Annotated in this window: 19 protein-coding genes, 3 rRNA genes and 1 pseudogene; 22 read left to right on the plus strand and 1 reads right to left on the minus strand. The window is 38.8% G+C overall.

The window, feature by feature from the left end:
* The 12 genes and pseudogenes from ACM5BR_RS18030 to rsmI form a co-directional block, all read left to right on the plus strand.
* A 23S ribosomal RNA gene (locus tag ACM5BR_RS18030) occupies nucleotides 1-103 on the plus strand; the annotation flags it as partial.
* Between the two features lie 109 nt (nucleotides 104-212).
* A 5S ribosomal RNA gene (gene rrf, locus ACM5BR_RS18035) occupies nucleotides 213-328 on the plus strand.
* A gap of 1 nt (nucleotide 329) precedes the next feature.
* Nucleotides 330-436, plus strand: a 5S ribosomal RNA gene (gene rrf / locus ACM5BR_RS18040).
* Between the two features lie 329 nt (nucleotides 437-765).
* Nucleotides 766-963, plus strand: a complete 198-nt coding sequence (locus ACM5BR_RS18045) for a sigma factor G inhibitor Gin (protein WP_416829525.1) — start codon at nucleotides 766-768, stop codon at nucleotides 961-963.
* Between the two features lie 213 nt (nucleotides 964-1,176).
* The gene (locus ACM5BR_RS18050) at nucleotides 1,177-2,616 is read left to right on the plus strand and encodes an aminotransferase class I/II-fold pyridoxal phosphate-dependent enzyme (RefSeq protein ID WP_416829527.1); all 1,440 of its coding nucleotides are present in this window, start codon (nucleotides 1,177-1,179) and stop codon (nucleotides 2,614-2,616) included.
* Nucleotides 2,613-3,257: a dTMP kinase gene (gene tmk / locus ACM5BR_RS18055; protein ID WP_416829529.1), complete on the plus strand. Its 645-nt coding sequence runs from the start codon at nucleotides 2,613-2,615 to the stop codon at nucleotides 3,255-3,257. The genes ACM5BR_RS18050 and tmk overlap by 4 nt, the downstream gene beginning before the upstream one ends.
* A 14-nt stretch (nucleotides 3,258-3,271) precedes the next feature.
* Complete coding sequence (holB, locus tag ACM5BR_RS18060) at nucleotides 3,272-4,255, plus strand: DNA polymerase III subunit delta' (RefSeq protein WP_416829531.1); 984 nt, start codon at nucleotides 3,272-3,274, stop codon at nucleotides 4,253-4,255.
* A gap of 4 nt (nucleotides 4,256-4,259) precedes the next feature.
* Nucleotides 4,260-5,087, plus strand: coding sequence for a PSP1 domain-containing protein (locus tag ACM5BR_RS18065; protein WP_416829533.1), 828 nt, complete (start codon nucleotides 4,260-4,262; stop codon nucleotides 5,085-5,087).
* A 13-nt stretch (nucleotides 5,088-5,100) separates the two neighbouring features.
* The gene (gene yabA, locus ACM5BR_RS18070; RefSeq protein WP_416829534.1) at nucleotides 5,101-5,448 is read left to right on the plus strand and encodes a DNA replication initiation control protein YabA; all 348 of its coding nucleotides are present in this window, start codon (nucleotides 5,101-5,103) and stop codon (nucleotides 5,446-5,448) included.
* Between the two features lie 72 nt (nucleotides 5,449-5,520).
* Nucleotides 5,521-6,261, plus strand: coding sequence for a tRNA1(Val) (adenine(37)-N6)-methyltransferase (locus ACM5BR_RS18075; protein ID WP_416829536.1), 741 nt, complete (start codon nucleotides 5,521-5,523; stop codon nucleotides 6,259-6,261).
* Nucleotides 6,248-6,575, plus strand: a pseudogene (locus ACM5BR_RS18080) (GIY-YIG nuclease family protein). The gene ACM5BR_RS18075 and the pseudogene ACM5BR_RS18080 overlap by 14 nt, the downstream one beginning before the upstream one ends.
* Entirely contained in the window at nucleotides 6,508-7,383 is an 876-nt protein-coding gene (gene rsmI, locus ACM5BR_RS18085) for a 16S rRNA (cytidine(1402)-2'-O)-methyltransferase (RefSeq protein WP_416829539.1), read from the plus strand. Before ACM5BR_RS18080 ends, rsmI begins: the two are co-directional and overlap by 68 nt.
* Before the next feature lie 55 nt (nucleotides 7,384-7,438).
* On the opposite strand, the gene ACM5BR_RS18090 is transcribed toward rsmI, so the two are convergent.
* Nucleotides 7,439-7,723, minus strand: coding sequence for an AbrB/MazE/SpoVT family DNA-binding domain-containing protein (locus ACM5BR_RS18090; protein ID WP_416829541.1), 285 nt, complete (start codon nucleotides 7,721-7,723; stop codon nucleotides 7,439-7,441).
* Nucleotides 7,724-8,125: 402 nt separating this feature from the next.
* Here ACM5BR_RS18090 and metG point away from each other — a divergent pair, with 402 nt between their 5' ends.
* The 10 genes from metG to purR all read left to right on the plus strand — a co-directional run bounded on the left by metG (nucleotide 8,126) and on the right by purR (nucleotide 17,805).
* Nucleotides 8,126-10,108 carry a methionine--tRNA ligase gene (gene metG / locus ACM5BR_RS18095; RefSeq protein ID WP_416829543.1) on the plus strand — a complete coding sequence of 661 codons (1,983 nt, stop codon included), beginning with the start codon at nucleotides 8,126-8,128 and terminating at the stop codon, nucleotides 10,106-10,108.
* A gap of 202 nt (nucleotides 10,109-10,310) precedes the next feature.
* Entirely contained in the window at nucleotides 10,311-11,078 is a 768-nt protein-coding gene (locus ACM5BR_RS18100) for a TatD family hydrolase (protein ID WP_416829545.1), read from the plus strand.
* A 129-nt stretch (nucleotides 11,079-11,207) separates the two neighbouring features.
* A complete protein-coding gene (locus tag ACM5BR_RS18105) occupies nucleotides 11,208-12,395 on the plus strand; it encodes a ubiquitin-like domain-containing protein (protein ID WP_416829547.1) in 1,188 nt (395 codons plus the stop codon).
* A 210-nt stretch (nucleotides 12,396-12,605) separates the two neighbouring features.
* Nucleotides 12,606-13,163 (plus strand): ribonuclease M5, encoded by a 558-nt coding sequence (rnmV, locus tag ACM5BR_RS18110; RefSeq protein ID WP_416829549.1) that lies wholly within the window; start codon nucleotides 12,606-12,608, stop codon nucleotides 13,161-13,163.
* On the plus strand, nucleotides 13,160-14,035 hold the full coding sequence (rsmA, locus tag ACM5BR_RS18115; protein WP_416829550.1) for a 16S rRNA (adenine(1518)-N(6)/adenine(1519)-N(6))-dimethyltransferase RsmA: 876 nt from the start codon (nucleotides 13,160-13,162) through the stop codon (nucleotides 14,033-14,035). Before rnmV ends, rsmA begins: the two co-directional genes overlap by 4 nt.
* A 145-nt stretch (nucleotides 14,036-14,180) precedes the next feature.
* Nucleotides 14,181-15,056, plus strand: a complete 876-nt coding sequence (gene yabG, locus ACM5BR_RS18120; RefSeq protein ID WP_416829552.1) for a sporulation peptidase YabG — start codon at nucleotides 14,181-14,183, stop codon at nucleotides 15,054-15,056.
* 212 nt (nucleotides 15,057-15,268) lie between these two features.
* Nucleotides 15,269-15,532, plus strand: coding sequence for a biofilm formation stimulator Veg (veg, locus tag ACM5BR_RS18125; protein WP_416829554.1), 264 nt, complete (start codon nucleotides 15,269-15,271; stop codon nucleotides 15,530-15,532).
* A 91-nt stretch (nucleotides 15,533-15,623) separates the two neighbouring features.
* Nucleotides 15,624-15,806: a small, acid-soluble spore protein, alpha/beta type gene (locus ACM5BR_RS18130; protein WP_416829556.1), complete on the plus strand. Its 183-nt coding sequence runs from the start codon at nucleotides 15,624-15,626 to the stop codon at nucleotides 15,804-15,806.
* 223 nt (nucleotides 15,807-16,029) lie between these two features.
* Nucleotides 16,030-16,899, plus strand: coding sequence for a 4-(cytidine 5'-diphospho)-2-C-methyl-D-erythritol kinase (gene ispE, locus ACM5BR_RS18135; RefSeq protein ID WP_416829557.1), 870 nt, complete (start codon nucleotides 16,030-16,032; stop codon nucleotides 16,897-16,899).
* 54 nt (nucleotides 16,900-16,953) lie between these two features.
* Nucleotides 16,954-17,805 carry a pur operon repressor gene (gene purR / locus ACM5BR_RS18140; protein ID WP_416829559.1) on the plus strand — a complete coding sequence of 284 codons (852 nt, stop codon included), beginning with the start codon at nucleotides 16,954-16,956 and terminating at the stop codon, nucleotides 17,803-17,805.
* The last annotated feature ends 51 nt before the right edge of the window (nucleotides 17,806-17,856 follow it).

The raw sequence follows: 17,856 nt of genomic DNA on the forward strand, positions 1-17,856 counted from the left end.
AAGCTAGTAAGATCCCTGAAAGATGATCAGGTAGATAGGTCTGGGGTGGAAGCGTGGTGACACGTGGAGCTGACAGATACTAATCGATCGAGGGCTTATCCAAAAAGTAAAAAGTGGAGCCGGCTTGTTCTGCTCCGGCGGAACTGGATTACATTCATCTGTAATATTTTACACCCTGTTACCTAGTTTTGAAGGAATATTTCCTTTATAGGTCTAGTGATGATGGCGAAGAGGTCACACCCGTTCCCATACCGAACACGGAAGTTAAGCTCTTCAGCGCCGATGGTAGTTGGGACTTTGTCCCTGTGAGAGTAGGACGTCGCTAGGCAAANGATGGCGAAGAGGTCACACCCGTTCCCATACCGAACACGGAAGTTAAGCTCTTCAGCGCCGATGGTAGTTGGGACTTTGTCCCTGTGAGAGTAGGACGTCGCTAGGCAAACCGAAAGAACCAGTCGATACCGCCTGGTTCTTTTTTATGTTCTTATCTATCCTGTACGTAGGTTTAAAACTTAAGTTTGAGATAGCAATCTTATTGATAAGATACATAGATTAATCAAGGATAAAACATATCATTCTTGCCCTTATAACTACAATTGGCTATTCCTACTTGGAATCTCCCCTCAGTAAGAACAAGATCTTTTCTTAATCTCTTTAGACAGACACAATCTTTGAAAATCTCCATACAAATAAAGTAAGAAAAATCCGAAAAAAATGTATACACATAATAAAAGTGTCAAAGCTAGAGATATGGAGGTGGAGAATGTGAAAGAAATACTAACATCAACGCAGCCAACATATTGTGTTGTATGTGAACAAGAAAAAGAAAAAGGTATTTTCATATATAAAGGTTTTTTATGTGAAGAATGTGAAAAGGAAATTGTTCAAACGGATACAGATAATCCTCGTTATATGTTTTATCTAGAACAACTTCGAAAAGTAAGATTCTCTCAAAATAAATAGGCAAAACAAGCCTATTTTTTTTGTACACATCGATAATCAAATAACTAGAATTTCATTTGAAGTATATTTTTGATAAAAAATAGTAGAATACATATGTTCATAGTGCGAATACGCTGATGAAAGTCCATCATAAACGAAATGGAGCCTATTATGTTTTCTTTGAAAAAATGCGTATAATAGAGTAGATATAAACGTTACGTAAGGAAGAGATAAATGAATCAAAATACTACTCCATTGTATGATGCGCTAGTACAATTTGCAGCTAAAAAGCCGGTATCATTTCATGTACCTGGTCATAAAAATGGTGTGTTTTTCCCAGAGAAAGCAGCCATTCACTTTCAAAGATTATTAGAGTTGGATGTTACGGAGCTTACAGGTTTAGATGATCTACATGATCCAACTGGCTGTATACTGGAGGCTGAAGAGCTTTTAGCGGATCTTTACGAGGTAGATGCAAGCTATTTTCTTGTAAATGGCTCTACTGTTGGAAATCTAGCTATGCTGTTTGCGGTATGTAAAAGAAATGATATTGTACTCGTACAGCGGAATTGCCATAAATCGATAATGCATGGACTAAAGCTTATAGGGGCTCACCCTGTTTTTTTAACGCCAAATATTGATATAGAAGCACATGTCCCTACGGGAGTTTCTGCTGAGAGTGTAGCATGTGCGCTGCTAAACTACCCGCAAGCGAAAGCAGTCGTGTTGACACATCCGAATTACTATGGAATGGCGCAAGATATAACGGATATTATCCAGCTGGCACATTCTCATTCTATACCCGTGCTTGTAGATGAGGCACATGGTGCTCATTTTTGCTTAGGTTCACCGTTTCCAGCATCTGCAATTGCTTACGGAGCTGATGTTGTTGTACAATCTGCCCATAAAACCCTTCCTGCTATGACAATGGGATCATATCTTCATATAAATAGTTCCTTAGTAAAACGAGAGCATATAAAGCAATATTTACATATGCTTCAATCGAGTAGCCCATCTTATCCTATTATGGCATCGTTAGATTTAGCTCGTTATTCATTAGCAAAGATTAAGAAGGAAGGAATTAAAGAGCTTTCATCTGCGCTTTGGCATTTTCATGAGAAATTATCGCAAATTCCTCAAATTAAAGTGATTCATAAGAAAGAACAGGATTTGCTCAAAATGATTATTCAAACGCGCTGTTCGCTCTCAGGGTATGAATTACAGGCTTTATTAGAGAAAAAGGGATTATATACAGAATTGGCTGACCCGTATAATGTATTACTTGTCTTGCCGCTTTCTCTTTCTACAGCCCATCTAGAAGCAGCTTCATTAATACGTGATGCATTACGGCTTTTTCCTGTTATGGATGAAAACCATAACATACCCGTACATCAGCCTACTTTATTTTCCTCATTGGCTATTTCCTATGAAGATGCTGATATGCTCAGTGAACAAATCATTCCACTTACAGAAGCATCTGGGCAGATTGCAGCGGAAATGATTCTGCCGTATCCACCAGGAGTACCGATTGTCATGCCGGGAGAACGTATTGAATCTGAACATATCGAACATATACAGATGCTTCTAGAAGCAGGTGCTCGTTTTCAAGGCAATATAACCTTGCATACCAAAACCATACGAGTATACGGAACAAGAAAGGTGAAGATGAAATGAAGGGCTTATTTATTACGATAGAAGGGCCAGAAGGTTCTGGGAAAACAACGTTGCTTGCAGAACTGCGTCCATATTTACAAAATAAAGGACGAGCTATTGTTGTAACCCGTGAACCTGGTGGTATTGAAATAGCAGAAAAAATTAGAACATTAATTCATGATCCTGCGCATACGACGATGGATGCTCGTACGGAGGCACTATTGTATGCTGCTGCAAGGAGACAGCATTTAGTAGAGAAAGTTATGCCGGCTCTTAAGGAGGGGGCAATCGTATTGTGTGATCGGTTTATTGATAGTTCGCTTGCTTATCAAGGATACGCAAGAGGATTAGGAATCGATCGTGTGTATGAAATTAATCGGTTTGCTACGGAGGATTGTATGCCTGATCTTACTCTATATTTAGATATTGAGCCGAGCGTAGGTTTAGAACGAATTCACATCGATACAGGACGCGAAATCAATCGTTTAGATATGGAAGACATTTCGTTTCACCAAAACGTACGAGAAGGCTATTTACAGCTTCTTACACGATTTCCGAAACGAATTGTTCGAGTGGATGCTGCTCGCCCAAAAGAACAGGTTTTGAAGGATGTACAAGATATAATAGAGAAGTATTTAGATAAAGATGAAATTCTAAAATAAGTGAGTGATTGTTCATGCAAAAGACGTGGAGACAGCTTGCAGACATACAGCCCATTGCAATTCAGATGTTAACGAATAGTATTATAAAACAACGAATCTCTCACGCCTATTTGTTAGAAGGACCGAAGGGAACGGGGAAAATGGAGACGGCTGTATTACTGGCAAAAAGTATTTTTTGTCTGAACCGAAACAATGCCGAGCCGTGTCACACCTGTAGCAACTGCAAGCGAATAACATCGGGAAATCATCCGAATGTCTATAAAGTAAAACCGGATGGATTATCGATTAAGAAACAGCAAATTCAATTGCTTCAAGAAGAATTTACGAAAACAGGCCTAGAGACGAATAAAAAAGTGTATATCATTGAGCATGCAGATCGTATGACGGCCAATGCTGCAAACACATTGCTTAAATTTTTAGAGGAACCAAGTAGTGAAACAACAGCGATTTTAATAACGGAACATAGCCATCAAATGTTAAGCACAATTTTATCCCGTTGCCAAATGATAACATTTCGTCCGCTTTCTCATCCTGCTTTAGTACAGCAATTACAAGAGCAAGGAATCTCAGCGTATTTAGCAGCTACAGCTGCTAAATTGACGAACAATGTGGATGAGGCGCTTGCGTATTGCAATGATGAATGGTTTGCACAAGCCAGAACTTTAGTGATAAAATTATGTGAAGCCCTAGGAAAAGATACTGCGTCTCTTTTTTTTGTGCAAGAAAAATGGTTGAAGCATTTTTCAGAGAAAGAACAACTACAAATGGGATTAGATATGCTACTCCTTATTTATAGGGATTTATTATATGTGAGGTTCAGTAAGAATGAGGAGATTGTTTTTCAAGATCAGCTTGCATTATTGCAATCGCTCTCCTATTCTCAAAAACGGATTATATCGACTCTTTCCAATATATTAGAAGCAAAAAAACGGCTTAATGCGAATACAAATGCCCAGCTTATATTTGATCAACTTGTATTTCGCTTACAGGAGGGATAAACGCTTGTATGATGTAGTAGGGGTACGCTTTAAAAAGGCAGGAAAAATCTATTACTTCGACCCGAACAATCTAGAAATTCCATCTAATGATTTCGTAATTGTAGAAACGGTACGGGGAATTGAGTATGGAAAGGTTGTTATGCCTAAGAAGCAAGTAGGCGAAGATGATGTTGTATTACCATTAAAAAAGGTAATTCGCATCGCAGAAGAGCAGGATCGACAAATTGTCGATGAAAATAAAAGAGACGCAAAAGAGGCCTACAAGATTTGCTTACAGAAAGTAACAGATCATGAGCTTGATATGAAGCTTGTGGATGTAGAGTATACATTTGATCGCAATAAAGTAATTTTTTATTTTACAGCAGATGGACGCATTGATTTTCGGGAGCTCGTGAAGGATTTGGCCGCTATTTTCCGTACGCGGATTGAGCTTCGCCAAATCGGGGTACGAGATGAAGCAAAAATGCTCGGAGGGATTGGTCCTTGTGGGCGTATGCTTTGCTGCTCCACATTTTTAGGAGATTTTGATCCAGTTTCTATTAAAATGGCGAAGGATCAAAGCTTATCTTTAAATCCAACTAAAATTTCTGGATTATGTGGACGCTTAATGTGTTGCTTGAAATATGAGAATGACGAATACGAGGCAGCAAAGGAGCAGCTTCCTGATTTAGATGAGAAGGTACAAACATCGAACGGTCTCGGGCGGGTAATCGGCTTGAATATATTAGAACGTTTAATTCAAATCGAACTCATCGGGAAAGACCGTGTCGTTGAATATACATTAGATGAGCTCATGGAAGAGGGAGTCGTATCGGGTCAAACCACAGATTAAGAGGTGGGCGCTTGTGGAAAAGAAGGATATTTTTGAGTCGGTAATAAGTATGGAACAACAAATCGGTCATTTGTATAAACAACTTGGTGAGTTAAAGCTAAATTTAGCTGAACTCCTAGAAGAAAATCAGAATATAAAGATGGAAAATGAGCATTTACGTCGTCGTTATGAAGATGTGTTAGAAAAGAAACAACATCGCCAGAAGGAGAAAGAGAAAAAGCCTATAGCTGATATCGGGGAAGGATACGATAATCTGGCTAGACTTTACCAAGAAGGGTTTCATATTTGCAATTTGCATTATGGAAGTGTTCGAAAAGAAGGCGATTGTTTATTTTGCTTGTCTTTCTTAAATAAAAAATAACATTACCTTTCCATATCATTGGAAAGGTAATTTTTTGGCTTCTTATTACAAGTGAAAGAAAGGAATATATTTATGGAATTGTATGGTGACGAACGCCTTGACTATTTATTAGCGAAGAAATTAAAAATCATTCAAAGTCCGTCTGTGTTTAATTTTTCGTTAGATGCTGTTTTGCTTGCCAATTTCGCTTGGGTTCCGATACAAAAGGGATCTCTTCTAGATTTGTGTACGGGTAATGCTGTCATTCCTTTGCTTCTTAGTTTGCGTTCGAAGGGAAAAATTACTGGTGTTGAAATTCAAGAGCGTATTTATCGTATGGGTGTACGCAGTGTAGATATAAATGAGTTATCAGATCGTATTCGCCTTATTCATGGTGATATTAAAGAAATGCCATCGGTTTTGGGACACCATGCATTTGATGTTGTAACATGTAACCCACCTTATTTTCAAACTCCGGGAACGTCAGAAATTAATCCGAATCAACATCTAGCGATTGCCCGTCATGAAATTTTATGTACACTTGAGGACGTTGTTCGCGTCAGCAGCCAGCTTGTAAAGCAAGGCGGAAAAGTTGCATTCGTGCATCGCCCTGGGCGCCTGCTTGATATTATCATGCTAATGCGTAAGTATAAAATAGAGCCAAAGCGACTAAGATTCGTATATCCGAAGGTTGGCAAGGAAGCAAATATGCTCCTTGTAGAAGGGATAAAGGATGGAAATCCTGACCTAAAAATTCTTCCACCTCTTATTGTTTATAATGATCAAAATGAATATACAGAGGAGCTTCGTGGTATTCTGTATGGAGATGAATAGCCATTTCTTCTATGTTCTAGAATGCAATGATGGAAGTTATTATGCAGGATATACAGTGAATCTGGAGCGAAGGGTAAAGGTACATAACGAAGGTAAGGGGGCACGCTACACGAGAAGTCATCGTCCCGTTCATCTTCTTTATTATGAAGAGTTTGCTACGAAAACAGAGGCAATGCAGGCAGAATATCGCTTTAAGCAGTTAAACCGGAAAGAGAAAGAAGAGTATGTACAAAAAGGAGAATAGCTATGTGGCAGCAAAAAAGCTTTCTATCGGATGGTGGAACATTATTTCTTGTTCCAACACCTATCGGTAATTTAGAGGACATGACCTTTCGTGCCGTGCGAACGTTAAAGGAAGTTGATATCATTGCAGCAGAAGATACGAGACAAACAAAAAAACTGTGCAATCACTTTGAGATTGAAACTCCTATTATAAGTTATCACGAGCATAACAAAGAAAGCAGCGGCCCTAAGATTATAGAGCTATTGCAAGAAGGTAAGATGATTGCTCTAGTAAGTGATGCTGGTATGCCGTGTATTTCAGACCCAGGCTATGAGCTTGTGGTAAATTCCACTTCCAATCACATTACGGTAGTCCCTCTACCAGGAGCGAATGCAGCTCTTACAGCGCTTATTGCATCTAGTCTACCTACGCAGCATTTTTATTACTTTGGATTTTTACAGCGACAAAAAAAGGATAAAAAGCAGGAGCTTGAGCAGCTTCGCTATATGAAGGATACGCTAATCTTCTATGAAGCTCCTCATCGATTGAAAGATACACTGATTGCGATGAAGGACGTGCTTGGAAATCGGAAGATTGCACTATGTCGTGAACTTACAAAGAAATTTGAAGAGTTTATTCGCGGCACGATCGAAGAGGTTGTAGGGTGGGCAGAAACAGAAGAGGTTCGCGGAGAATTTTGCATTCTTGTTGAAGGTTCTTCAGAAGAAATACCGGAACAAGAGGAATGGTGGACAGCACTCTCAATTGTCGAACATGTTACGCATTATATAGAAGAGAAGAAGGAAACCTCAAAGGATGCTATCAAACATGTTGCAATAGATCGAAATATGTCGAAAAGAGATGTCTATCAAATCTATCATATCGATGCAAAAGAATAGCAGAATATGAATATCAAAAAAGCTTCTCTTATAAATAAGAGAAGCTTTTATATGATTATTTTGCAGTTGCAAGATATTGTTGTAATTCTTGTAGCACCATTTGTGCGCCTTCTGGAGATAGAATAATTTTACCTTCTGCAAGAGAGAGATTTTCATCAGAAACTTCGCCAGTTACTTGGCATGTCATATTAGGTTTGTATTTTTTAAGAATGATTTTTTCATCATCTACATAGATTTCAAGAGCATCTTTTTCAGCAATACCTAAAGTACGACGTAATTCGATAGGAATAACCACACGACCTAACTCATCAACTTTGCGAACAATACCTGTAGATTTCATAATTTTTTCCTCCTATTAGATATACTATAATGATTATATACTTTAATTCGTCATTTTTCGACAAAATACCTTATGTTTCTATGATACCAATCATTGACATTTCCGTCAATTATTAATTTGCAAATTTCGATAATTTTTTTGAAAAAATTTTTATCTATGTAAGATATATTTATGAAACTAGTAAATATCCGTTTACACTGCCTGTTGGTGTAAGGGTCAAGCAGCATGTATAATTTTAAGCTTTCAGAGAAATACATGGTAATATAATGAAAGAGGATGAAACACAGTCTCGTCTTTATGAGTAAGTTTGGTATACTATTTACTAAGGAAAACTTCTAACATAGGGAAGTCCTATGGTTAGAAAAGGACTTTTATACATAAAGTCATTTGGGAGGTTTCAAAATGGCAGCAGAAAAGAAAAGCTTTTATATTACAACACCTATTTATTATCCAAGCGGTAAACTTCATATCGGACATGCCTATACGACAGTTGCAGGGGATGCAATGGCGCGGTATAAGCGTTTAAAAGGGTTTGATGTACATTATTTAACCGGTACGGATGAGCACGGTCAGAAGATTCAGAAGAAGGCTGAAGAGACGGGAGTAACACCGCAGCAATATGTAGATAATATTGTAGCAGGAATTCAAGAATTATGGAAAAAGATGGACATTTCCTATGATGACTTTATTCGGACAACACAAGAGAGACATAAGGTTATTGTTGAAAAAATATTTAAACGTCTCCTAGATCAAGGTGACATTTATTTGGATGAATACGAAGGCTGGTATTCTGTTCAAGATGAAACGTTCTATACGGAATTACAGCTAGTAGATCCAATTGTTGAGAACGGAAAGGTAATAGGCGGAAAAAGCCCTGATAGTGGTCATCCGGTAGAACTTGTTCGGGAAGAATCCTACTTTTTCAGAATGGGAAAGTATACGGATCGTCTATTAAAATTCTATGAGGAAAATCCAGAATTTATTCAGCCAGAGTCTCGTAAAAATGAGATGATTAATAACTTTATTAAGCCTGGACTAGAAGATTTAGCTGTTTCTCGTACTTCCTTTGACTGGGGAATCAGAGTCCCTGGCAATCCGAAGCATGTTATTTATGTATGGATTGATGCGCTCTCTAATTATATTACAGCACTAGGGTACGGTACAGAGAATGATGAGATGTATAAGAAATATTGGCCAGCTGATGTTCATCTTGTTGGTAAAGAAATTGTTCGTTTTCATACGATCTATTGGCCAATTATGTTAATGGCTTTAGATTTACCACTTCCAAAGAAAGTATTTGCCCATGGCTGGATTTTAATGAAAGACGGAAAGATGAGTAAATCGAAGGGGAACGTTGTAGATCCGGTTACGTTAATTGATCGCTACGGTCTAGATGCATTGCGTTACTATTTACTTCGTGAAGTACCGTTCGGTTCTGATGGCGTGTTTACCCCGGAAGGATTTGTAGAACGAATCAACTATGATTTAGCAAATGATTTAGGAAATCTATTAAATCGTACTGTAGCGATGATTGACAAATATTTCAATGGAGAAATTCCTGCTTACAAAGGACAAGTGACAGAGTTTGATGCAAATTTAGTAGCTGTTGCGAAAGACACGGTTCAAAATGTAGATCGTGCATTCGATCATATGGAGTTTTCCGTTGCCTTAACTGAAATTTGGCAATTGATCAGCCGTTCGAATAAGTATATCGATGAAACACAACCTTGGGTACTAGCAAAACATGAGGAAGACAGAGAAAAGCTACAAGCTGTTATGGCTCACTTAGCTGAGGTGTTACGACAAGTAGCTGTTATGTTACAACCATTCTTAACAGAATGTCCGGTAAAAATGTTTGCGCAGCTTGGTATACAAGGGGAACAATTGCAAACATGGGATAGCCTAACTGATTTTGGTAGTATTCCTGCAGGGACCAAAGTAGCAAAGGCAGAACCAATCTTCCCAAGGTTAGAAGTGGAACCTGAAGTTTCTTATATTAAGTCTCAAATGAAAGGTCCTACACCAAAACAAGAAGAAAAGCAGCAGGAGAAGGAAACATCTGAAGAAATTTCGATTGATGAGTTTTTCAAAGTTGATTTGCGTGTTGCTGAAGTGCTCCATGCAGAGCCTGTGAAAAAGGCAGATAAGCTTCTAAAGCTTCAGCTGGATCTTGGTACCGAAAAGCGCCAAGTTGTATCGGGTATTGCGAAATGGTATTCTCCAGATGAACTTCAAGGTAAAAAGGTTATTTGTGTAGCGAACCTAAAACCAGTAAAATTACGCGGAGAATTATCGCAAGGTATGATATTAGCTGGGGAAGACAACGGAAAGCTATCTCTTGCTACCGTTGATCAAACACTTCCAAATGGTACGAAAATTAAATAGTAAATGCCAACATAATAAGCTAAAATTTTACAGAAAAAGGGATGTTTCACGTGTAACAAAGCGAAACATCTCTTTTTCTTGTTAAAAAACGTGATAAATAAACCATTCGTGTATTATATATGTAATACAGCTGTTATGATTTTATTAAGAAGGTAAAGCTTATTTATAGTAGAGTTTAATTTAAACAAAAGGAGATCTGGTAATGCTCTTTGATACACATGCACATTTAAATGATGAACAATATGCAGAAGATGTGGAACAAGTAATCAAACATGCACGTGAGGCAGGCGTTTCAAATCTTGTTGTAGTTGGGTTTGATGATGTAACGATTCTGAAAGCAATCGAGCTAGCACAGACATATGATTTTATCTATGCAGCTGTAGGATGGCATCCTGTTGATGCAATTGATATGAAAGAGGAACATCTGCAGTGGATTGAACAGTTGGCTGCCCATCCGAAAGTAGTTGCCTTAGGGGAGATGGGGCTCGATTATCATTGGGATAAATCTCCGAAGGAAGTACAACAGGAAGTATTTCGTAAGCAAATACGACTTGCCCGGAAAGTTAAGCTACCCATTATCATTCATACTCGTGATGCAATAGAAGATACAATTACGATTCTAAAGGAGGAGCATGCAGAGGAAGTAGGAGGAATCATGCACTGTTTTAGCGGAAGTGTTGAAACAGCAAAGATATGCGTAGAAATGAATTTTCTCATTTCATTAGGCGGTCCTGTAACATTTAAGAATGCAAAGAAGCCAAAGGAAGTGGCGGCGGAAATTCCGATTGAAAAGCTGTTAATCGAGACAGATTGCCCCTATTTAGCTCCGCATCCTTACCGTGGAAAACGGAATGAACCGGCCTATGTAAAACTTGTTGCAGAGGAAATCGCCATGTTAAAGGGAGTCACATACGAAGAGGTAGCATCGATCACGACAGAAAATGCAAAGAACTTCTTTGGAATTAGATGATATAACGAGAGACTTATTTGTCCTTACACATATAAGTCTCTTTTTTCAGCATAATCCTTTTTTAAGACATATACCCATTCCTGTTGTAGTAGCAATACCAAGCTTTTACAATAAAGGAGGAGTATACTCGTGATAGAAAGCTCGAAACATATTGTTCAGAAAGTAGATAATAAGAAACTTGCGGTGCTTACGAGTGCGTTAGTATTATCGAGCTCGGTTGGGACGGTAGCTTATGCGGCAACAAATAATAGTGTGACGATCGAAAGCGATGGAAAGCTGGAAGTTATTCGAACACATGCTAAAACGGTCGGTGAATTGTTACAGGAAAAGAAGATTGTATTAACAGAACATGATCGCGTGTTTCCTGCACCGAGCGAAAAAATTCAAAATAATATGAAAATAACAATTCAGAAGGCAAAGCTTCATTCTGTTAAAATCGACGATATTACCCATATCGTTTGGTCAACCGCTATAACAGTAGGAGAATTATTAAACGAAAAGCAAATGGATGTATCGCGAGATGATAGCGTTACTCCAGCGTTAGATGCTCCGCTCGTAAGTAATGAAGTGATAAAAATAGAAAAAGCTTTCCCAATCTTATTACAAGACGGCGGCAAAGATATGCAAGTGTGGTCTACTTCGATAACGGTAGCAAATTTATTAAAAAAGCAGCATATAACATTGGGTGAACTCGATCGAGTAGAACCATCACTTGATCAAAAAATTAATAGAAATACCGTGGTTAAGGTTATTCAGGTAGAAAAAGAAGAAGAAACGATTGAGCAAAATACTGCTTTTACTGTTGTAAAAAAGAAAGATCCATCATTGGATGTAGGAGAAGAGAAGGTCATTCAGGAAGGGGAGGTAGGGAAAGAAGCCAAAACGTATGAAGTACGTAGGGAAAATGGGGTAGAAGTGTCCCGAAATATAACGAAGGAAGTTACGCTAAAAGAAAATAAGGATCAGATAGTAGCTGTTGGCACGAAGCAGCCTAAGACAGAATCAAACGAAAGTGCAGGTGTGATAGTTGCGGAATACTATGTAGAAGCAACCGCCTATTCTCCATACTGTGATGGCTGCGAAGGAGTGAGTGCAGGCGGATATAATTATTTAGAGAATCCTTATATGAAGCTTATTGCAGTAGATCCTAGAATGATTCCGTTAGGCACGCGGGTTTGGGTAGAAGGATACGGCTATGCGATAGCTGGTGACACAGGTGGAGCTATTAAAGGAAATAGAATTGACGTATTAATGCCCACTGAACAAGCGGTCAATGACTGGGGTAGAAAACGAGTGAAGATCCGTATTTTACAATAAGTTATGTATACAACAAAGTCGCGAAAGCAGGAGACGCTAGAAACTCCTGCTTTCAAACTTTATATCAAAAGAAATGGCAAGAGAATGTATAAAATACATAGGAACAAGAGAAAGCAGTATGATAAAAAGATAAGGAAGTAAAAATAATATTGGAAAAGTTGTTCGTTTTTTTGTTTAATAAATAGAGATGGTTGTACTTTGGAGGATATTATGAAAATTAAAGAAATTATTGTTGTAGAAGGTAAAGATGATACGGTTGCTATTAAGCGAGCAGTGAACGCTGATACGATAGAAACGAACGGGTCTGCAATTGGAGACGAAGTGATTGAGCGGGTCCGTTTAGCACAAAGTACGCGTGGTGTAATTATTTTCACAGATCCGGATTATCCAGGAGAACGAATTCGAAGAATCGTCTCAGAAAAGGTACCTGGCTGCAAGCACGCGTTTTTGCCTAAGAAAGAGGCAATTGCAAAAAATAATAAGGGTGTAGGTGTTGAACATGCCTCACTGCAATCTATTAGGCAAGCTCTTGAGGATGTACAGCAGGAAATGCATGAGGATGAAGCTGAAATCCTGTGGGAAGATGTCCTGCAAGCCGGATTAATTGGTGGGGACAATGCAAAAGCACGTCGTGAACGTATTGGAAAGCTATTAAAAATTGGTCATGCCAATGGAAAGCAGCTGTATAAACGATTGCAAATGTTCCAAATTTCGAAAGCAGCTTTTCAAGAGGCGATGATAAAGGTGCTTCAGGAGGAAAATAAATGAAAGACATTGCAACGCCAAATCGTACGAAACTCATTTTAGAGAAATATGGGTTTACATTTAAAAAAAGTTTGGGACAAAATTTTTTAATTGATACGAATATACTCAATCGAATTGTCGATTTTGCAGAGCTTACCCCTAACTCTGGAGCAATTGAAATTGGTCCAGGTATTGGGGCGCTGACGGAACAGCTTGCCAAGCGCGCAAAAAAGGTAGCAGCCTTTGAAATTGATCAACGATTGCTTCCTATCTTAGCGGAAACATTAGAGCCGTATCCACATGTACAGATTATACATGGTGATGTTCTTAAAGAAGATGTACGAAAGGTCATAGCTACACAATTTGAGGCAGGTCAAGACATTATGGTTGTGGCTAATCTCCCCTATTATGTGACAACCCCTATTTTATTTAAATTAGTAGAGGAAGACTTGCCGATTCGAGGCATCGTCGTGATGATGCAAAAGGAAGTAGCTGACCGAATTACGGCTGAGCCGGGAACGAAAGACTACGGCTCTCTTTCGATCGCTATTCAATATCATATGGTAGCAGAAATTGTAATGACAGTACCTCGTACTGTTTTTGTACCGCAGCCGAATGTAGATTCGGCAGTATTGCGATTAACGAAGCGTGAAAAACCGGCGGTCGATGTGTTAGATGAGCCATTTTTCTTCGAAGTGATACGTGCTAGCTTTGCACAGCGTAGAAAAACATTATTAAATAATCTTTCCAATAATTTATCTTCAATTGCTAAAGACAAAGAAATGCTCGAACGTACGCTTGTAAAAGTAGGTATTGATCCGAAACGAAGAGGAGAAACCTTATCTATCGAAGAGTTTGCAATGCTAAGTAATGAGCTGTACAAAGAAAAGATGTAACGTAAGTGTAGCTAATAAGCTGCAACAAATGAGGATTTTGCTTCCTTTTTTGTTGTAGCTTTGTTTGTTTTTTGTCACTCTTTTTCTGATCATTACATAGCTTAAAGAGAGAATGCATATGTACCTAAGCATGGGGGTAAGAATAATGGTAAAGGTCGGAGATTTAGTGGAAAGAAAGTCTCATCGACGCGACCTTCTTTTTCGTGTAACAGAGATTAAGGAAGAGAGTGAAGTCCAGATTGCTCTTTTATTTGGAGAAGAATTTCGTCTTGTCGCAGATGCGCCCATTGCGGATTTAATTGTGATTGATCAGCGTGAATATAGTCAACGATCGAAACAAGAATATGTAAAGTTAGAGCAAACGTATCGATTGTTTCAACAGGATTATCATGAATCAAAGCAGAGAAATGAATATTATACAAGTGACAGGTACACGGCTGATGTAAATTATTTTCAGATGCCGGGAAAAGTTCTTCATGTGGATGGCGATTCGGTATATTTGCAAAAATGTCTGGATTTATATCGGAAAATCGGAGTTCCCGTACAGGGAGTACATTGTAAGGAAACAGAGATGCATATACGAATTGTCGATTTGCTAGAGAAATATAATCCAGATATTCTTGTCATTACTGGACATGATTCGTACGCAAAAACAAAGGGGAAAATGGACGATCTCCAAGCCTATCGCCATTCTGGACATTTTGTACAGGCTGTCCATGAAGCAAGAAGGAGATATCCTTCGCTTGATCAGCTTGTCATTTTTGCAGGTGCATGTCAATCGCATTTCGAAGCACTCATTCGTGCCGGAGCAAATTTTGCTAGCTCACCGTCACGTATCAATATTCATGCATTAGATCCTGTATACGTGGTTGCCAAAATAAGCTTTACCTCTTTTATGGATCGCGTGAATGTATGGGAAGTTGTAAGAAATACGATAACGGGTGAAAAAGGTCTTGGAGGTATTGAAACGAAAGGTATTTTACGAACGGGCTTGCCGTATCAATATTATAATGAATTGTAATGGCTGGCTTGAAAGGAGAACGAGTGTCCTTTTGAGTCATTTTTTTATGGCGTAATTATATCGTTGAACGGTTTATCTATATAGCAGAGAACTTTTACCCTTACAGAGGGCTTTTTGGGTACTTATACATAAAAAAGCCAAAAAACGTTAAGACTATTCCTGTGAGTACGGCATTACGAATCTTGAAATAAAGGCAGCGAGGTGTAGCGTAGATGGCAAGGAAGTTAACGGAAATTAAGAGCTCTTTAGATAGTCAGCTTGGAAAAAGACTTATGTTGAAAGCGAATAGTGGTAGAAAAAAGACAATTGAGCGTTCTGGAATTTTATCAGAAACCTATCCATCTGTATTTGTTGTCCAATTAGAAGATGAATTTGCCTTTCAAAGGGTATCGTATAGTTATGCAGATGTATTAACGGAAACAGTTGAATTAAAGTTTTACGATGAACAGCAAGATGATTTAGTACTTGAAGGATAATGAACATTTACAAATGTTTCTACAAATGAACCGCTCCTTTATCCCACATACTATGAAGGCCATAGTTGTAGGATAAAGGAGGGCTTTGCACTTGAGTAGAAGACGAGGTATTATGTCAGAGGAGTTTAAAGAAGAGTTGGCAAAGGAACTTGGATTTTATGACGTAGTGCAAAAAGAAGGCTGGGGTGGCATACGCGCTAGAGATGCTGGTAACATGGTGAAACGTGCAATTGAACTTGCACAGCAGCAACTAAATAGTCGTGAACGTCAATAGCAAATCACTAATCCAAACTATGGCAGTCGAGGAGATACATCCTCGGCTTTTTTTACTTAGTTAGTAGCTAGCTTCTAGGACCTATCATCATTGCGTCTATAGATTCTTTTCTTTTTCCTACAGTTTTTCGTATAATAAAGGTTACGAAAGCACCACTGGTCCCCAATGTGGTAAAATAAACGAAAATAAACGATAACCTTAGTACATAGAGTGGGTGAAAAGATTGAAGCTACTAGTGAAAGCACCGGCAAAAATTAATTTATCTTTAGACGTACTACGAAAAAGAGAGGATGGATATCACGAAGTTCGTATGATTATGACAACTATAGATTTGGCTGATCGTATAGAGCTTACGGAGTTAGATGAGGATAAGATAGAAATTATCTCACATAATCGGTACGTGCCGGATGATCAGCGTAATTTAGCATATCAGGCAGCGAAAATTTTAAAAGAACGCTTTGGTATTAAAAAGGGCGTATCCATTGCGATAGAAAAAATTATACCTGTAGCGGCCGGTTTAGCAGGTGGAAGCAGCGACGCAGCAGCGACGCTTCGAGGTTTAAATCGATTATGGAAGCTTGACTTAAGTGGTGACGAGCTTGCTGAAATTGGTGCAGAAATTGGCTCGGACGTGTCTTTTTGTGTATATGGGGGAACAGCGATTGCAACAGGACGCGGAGAAAAGATTGAACATATTCCAGCCCCTCCGCCATGCTGGGTTGTATTAGCGAAACCACAGACTGGTGTTTCTACGGCTGATGTGTATCGAAATTTAAAGGCAAATGAGATTTCACATCCCGATGTTGACCAAATGATTGCAAGCATTGCAGGTCATGACTATGATGGAATATGCGGTTCGTTAGGGAATGTTTTGGAGCAAGTTACGTTCCAAATGCACCCAGAGGTGAAACGAATTAAAGAGCGAATGAAACGTTACGGAGCAGATGCTGTACTGATGAGCGGAAGCGGCCCTACGGTATTTGGCTTGGTGTATCATGATTCCCGCATGCATCGTGTTTACAATGGCCTTAAGGGATTTTGTGAACAAGTATATGCAGTACGAATGCTGGGTGAAAGAGAAAGGCTTGAATAGAGACGTATAATAGGTTATGATTTATTTAGATTATTCGTGATTCGAGGTGAAAGTGTGAAAATAAGACGTAGTACGCGCTTAGTCGATATGACTTACTATTTGCTTCAAAAACCTCGTCGTTTAATTTCTCTCACTTTCTTTGCAGAACGCTACCAATCAGCCAAGTCATCTATAAGTGAAGATTTGGTCATTATTAAACAAACGTTCGAACAACATGGCGTCGGCACTCTTCAAACGATTCCCGGTGCAGCTGGAGGAGTTAGATATATTCCTTATATGAGTGCTGAGGAAGCAGATGAGCTAATTGTTGAATTTCGTGAACAACTTACTGATCCGAACCGTCTTCTTCCGGGAGGCTACCTATACATGACAGATTTATTGACCAATCCGCAGTATATTAACGGAGCTGGTCGTTTGTTTGCTTCTATATTTGCCAAGGAAGAAATAGACGTTGTCATGACTGTTGCAACGAAAGGAATCCCATTAGCTTATTCTGTTGCGAATTATTTGGACGTTCCTGTAGTGATTGCTCGTAAAGATAATAAAGTGACAGAAGGCGCAACGGTATCTATTAATTATGTTTCAGGGTCTACGAAACGGCTACAGACGATGACACTAGCGAAGAAAAGCTTACAGCAAGGCGCACGTGTTTTAATTGTAGATGACTTTATGAAAGCAGGCGGAACTGTACAAGGTATGGTAAGCATGCTAGAGGAATTTCAAGCCACGGTTGTAGGAATTGGTGTTCTTGTGGAAGCGGTTGATATAGAAGAACATCTCGTAGACAATTATGTATCGCTTGTTCGTTTAACAGGTGTTGATGTGAAGGACAAAGTGATTTCAATTGAAAGAGGAAATTTTGATTTACCTACTCTAGAAAACAAAGAATTTATCACAGAGGAGTAGAGTAAATATGCCTTTGGTAAGGTTATTCATGTAGACAATTGTATGAAAATA

Source organism: Ectobacillus polymachus (assembly GCF_048159605.1).
Taxonomy (GTDB): domain Bacteria; phylum Bacillota; class Bacilli; order Bacillales; family Bacillaceae_G; genus Ectobacillus; species Ectobacillus polymachus.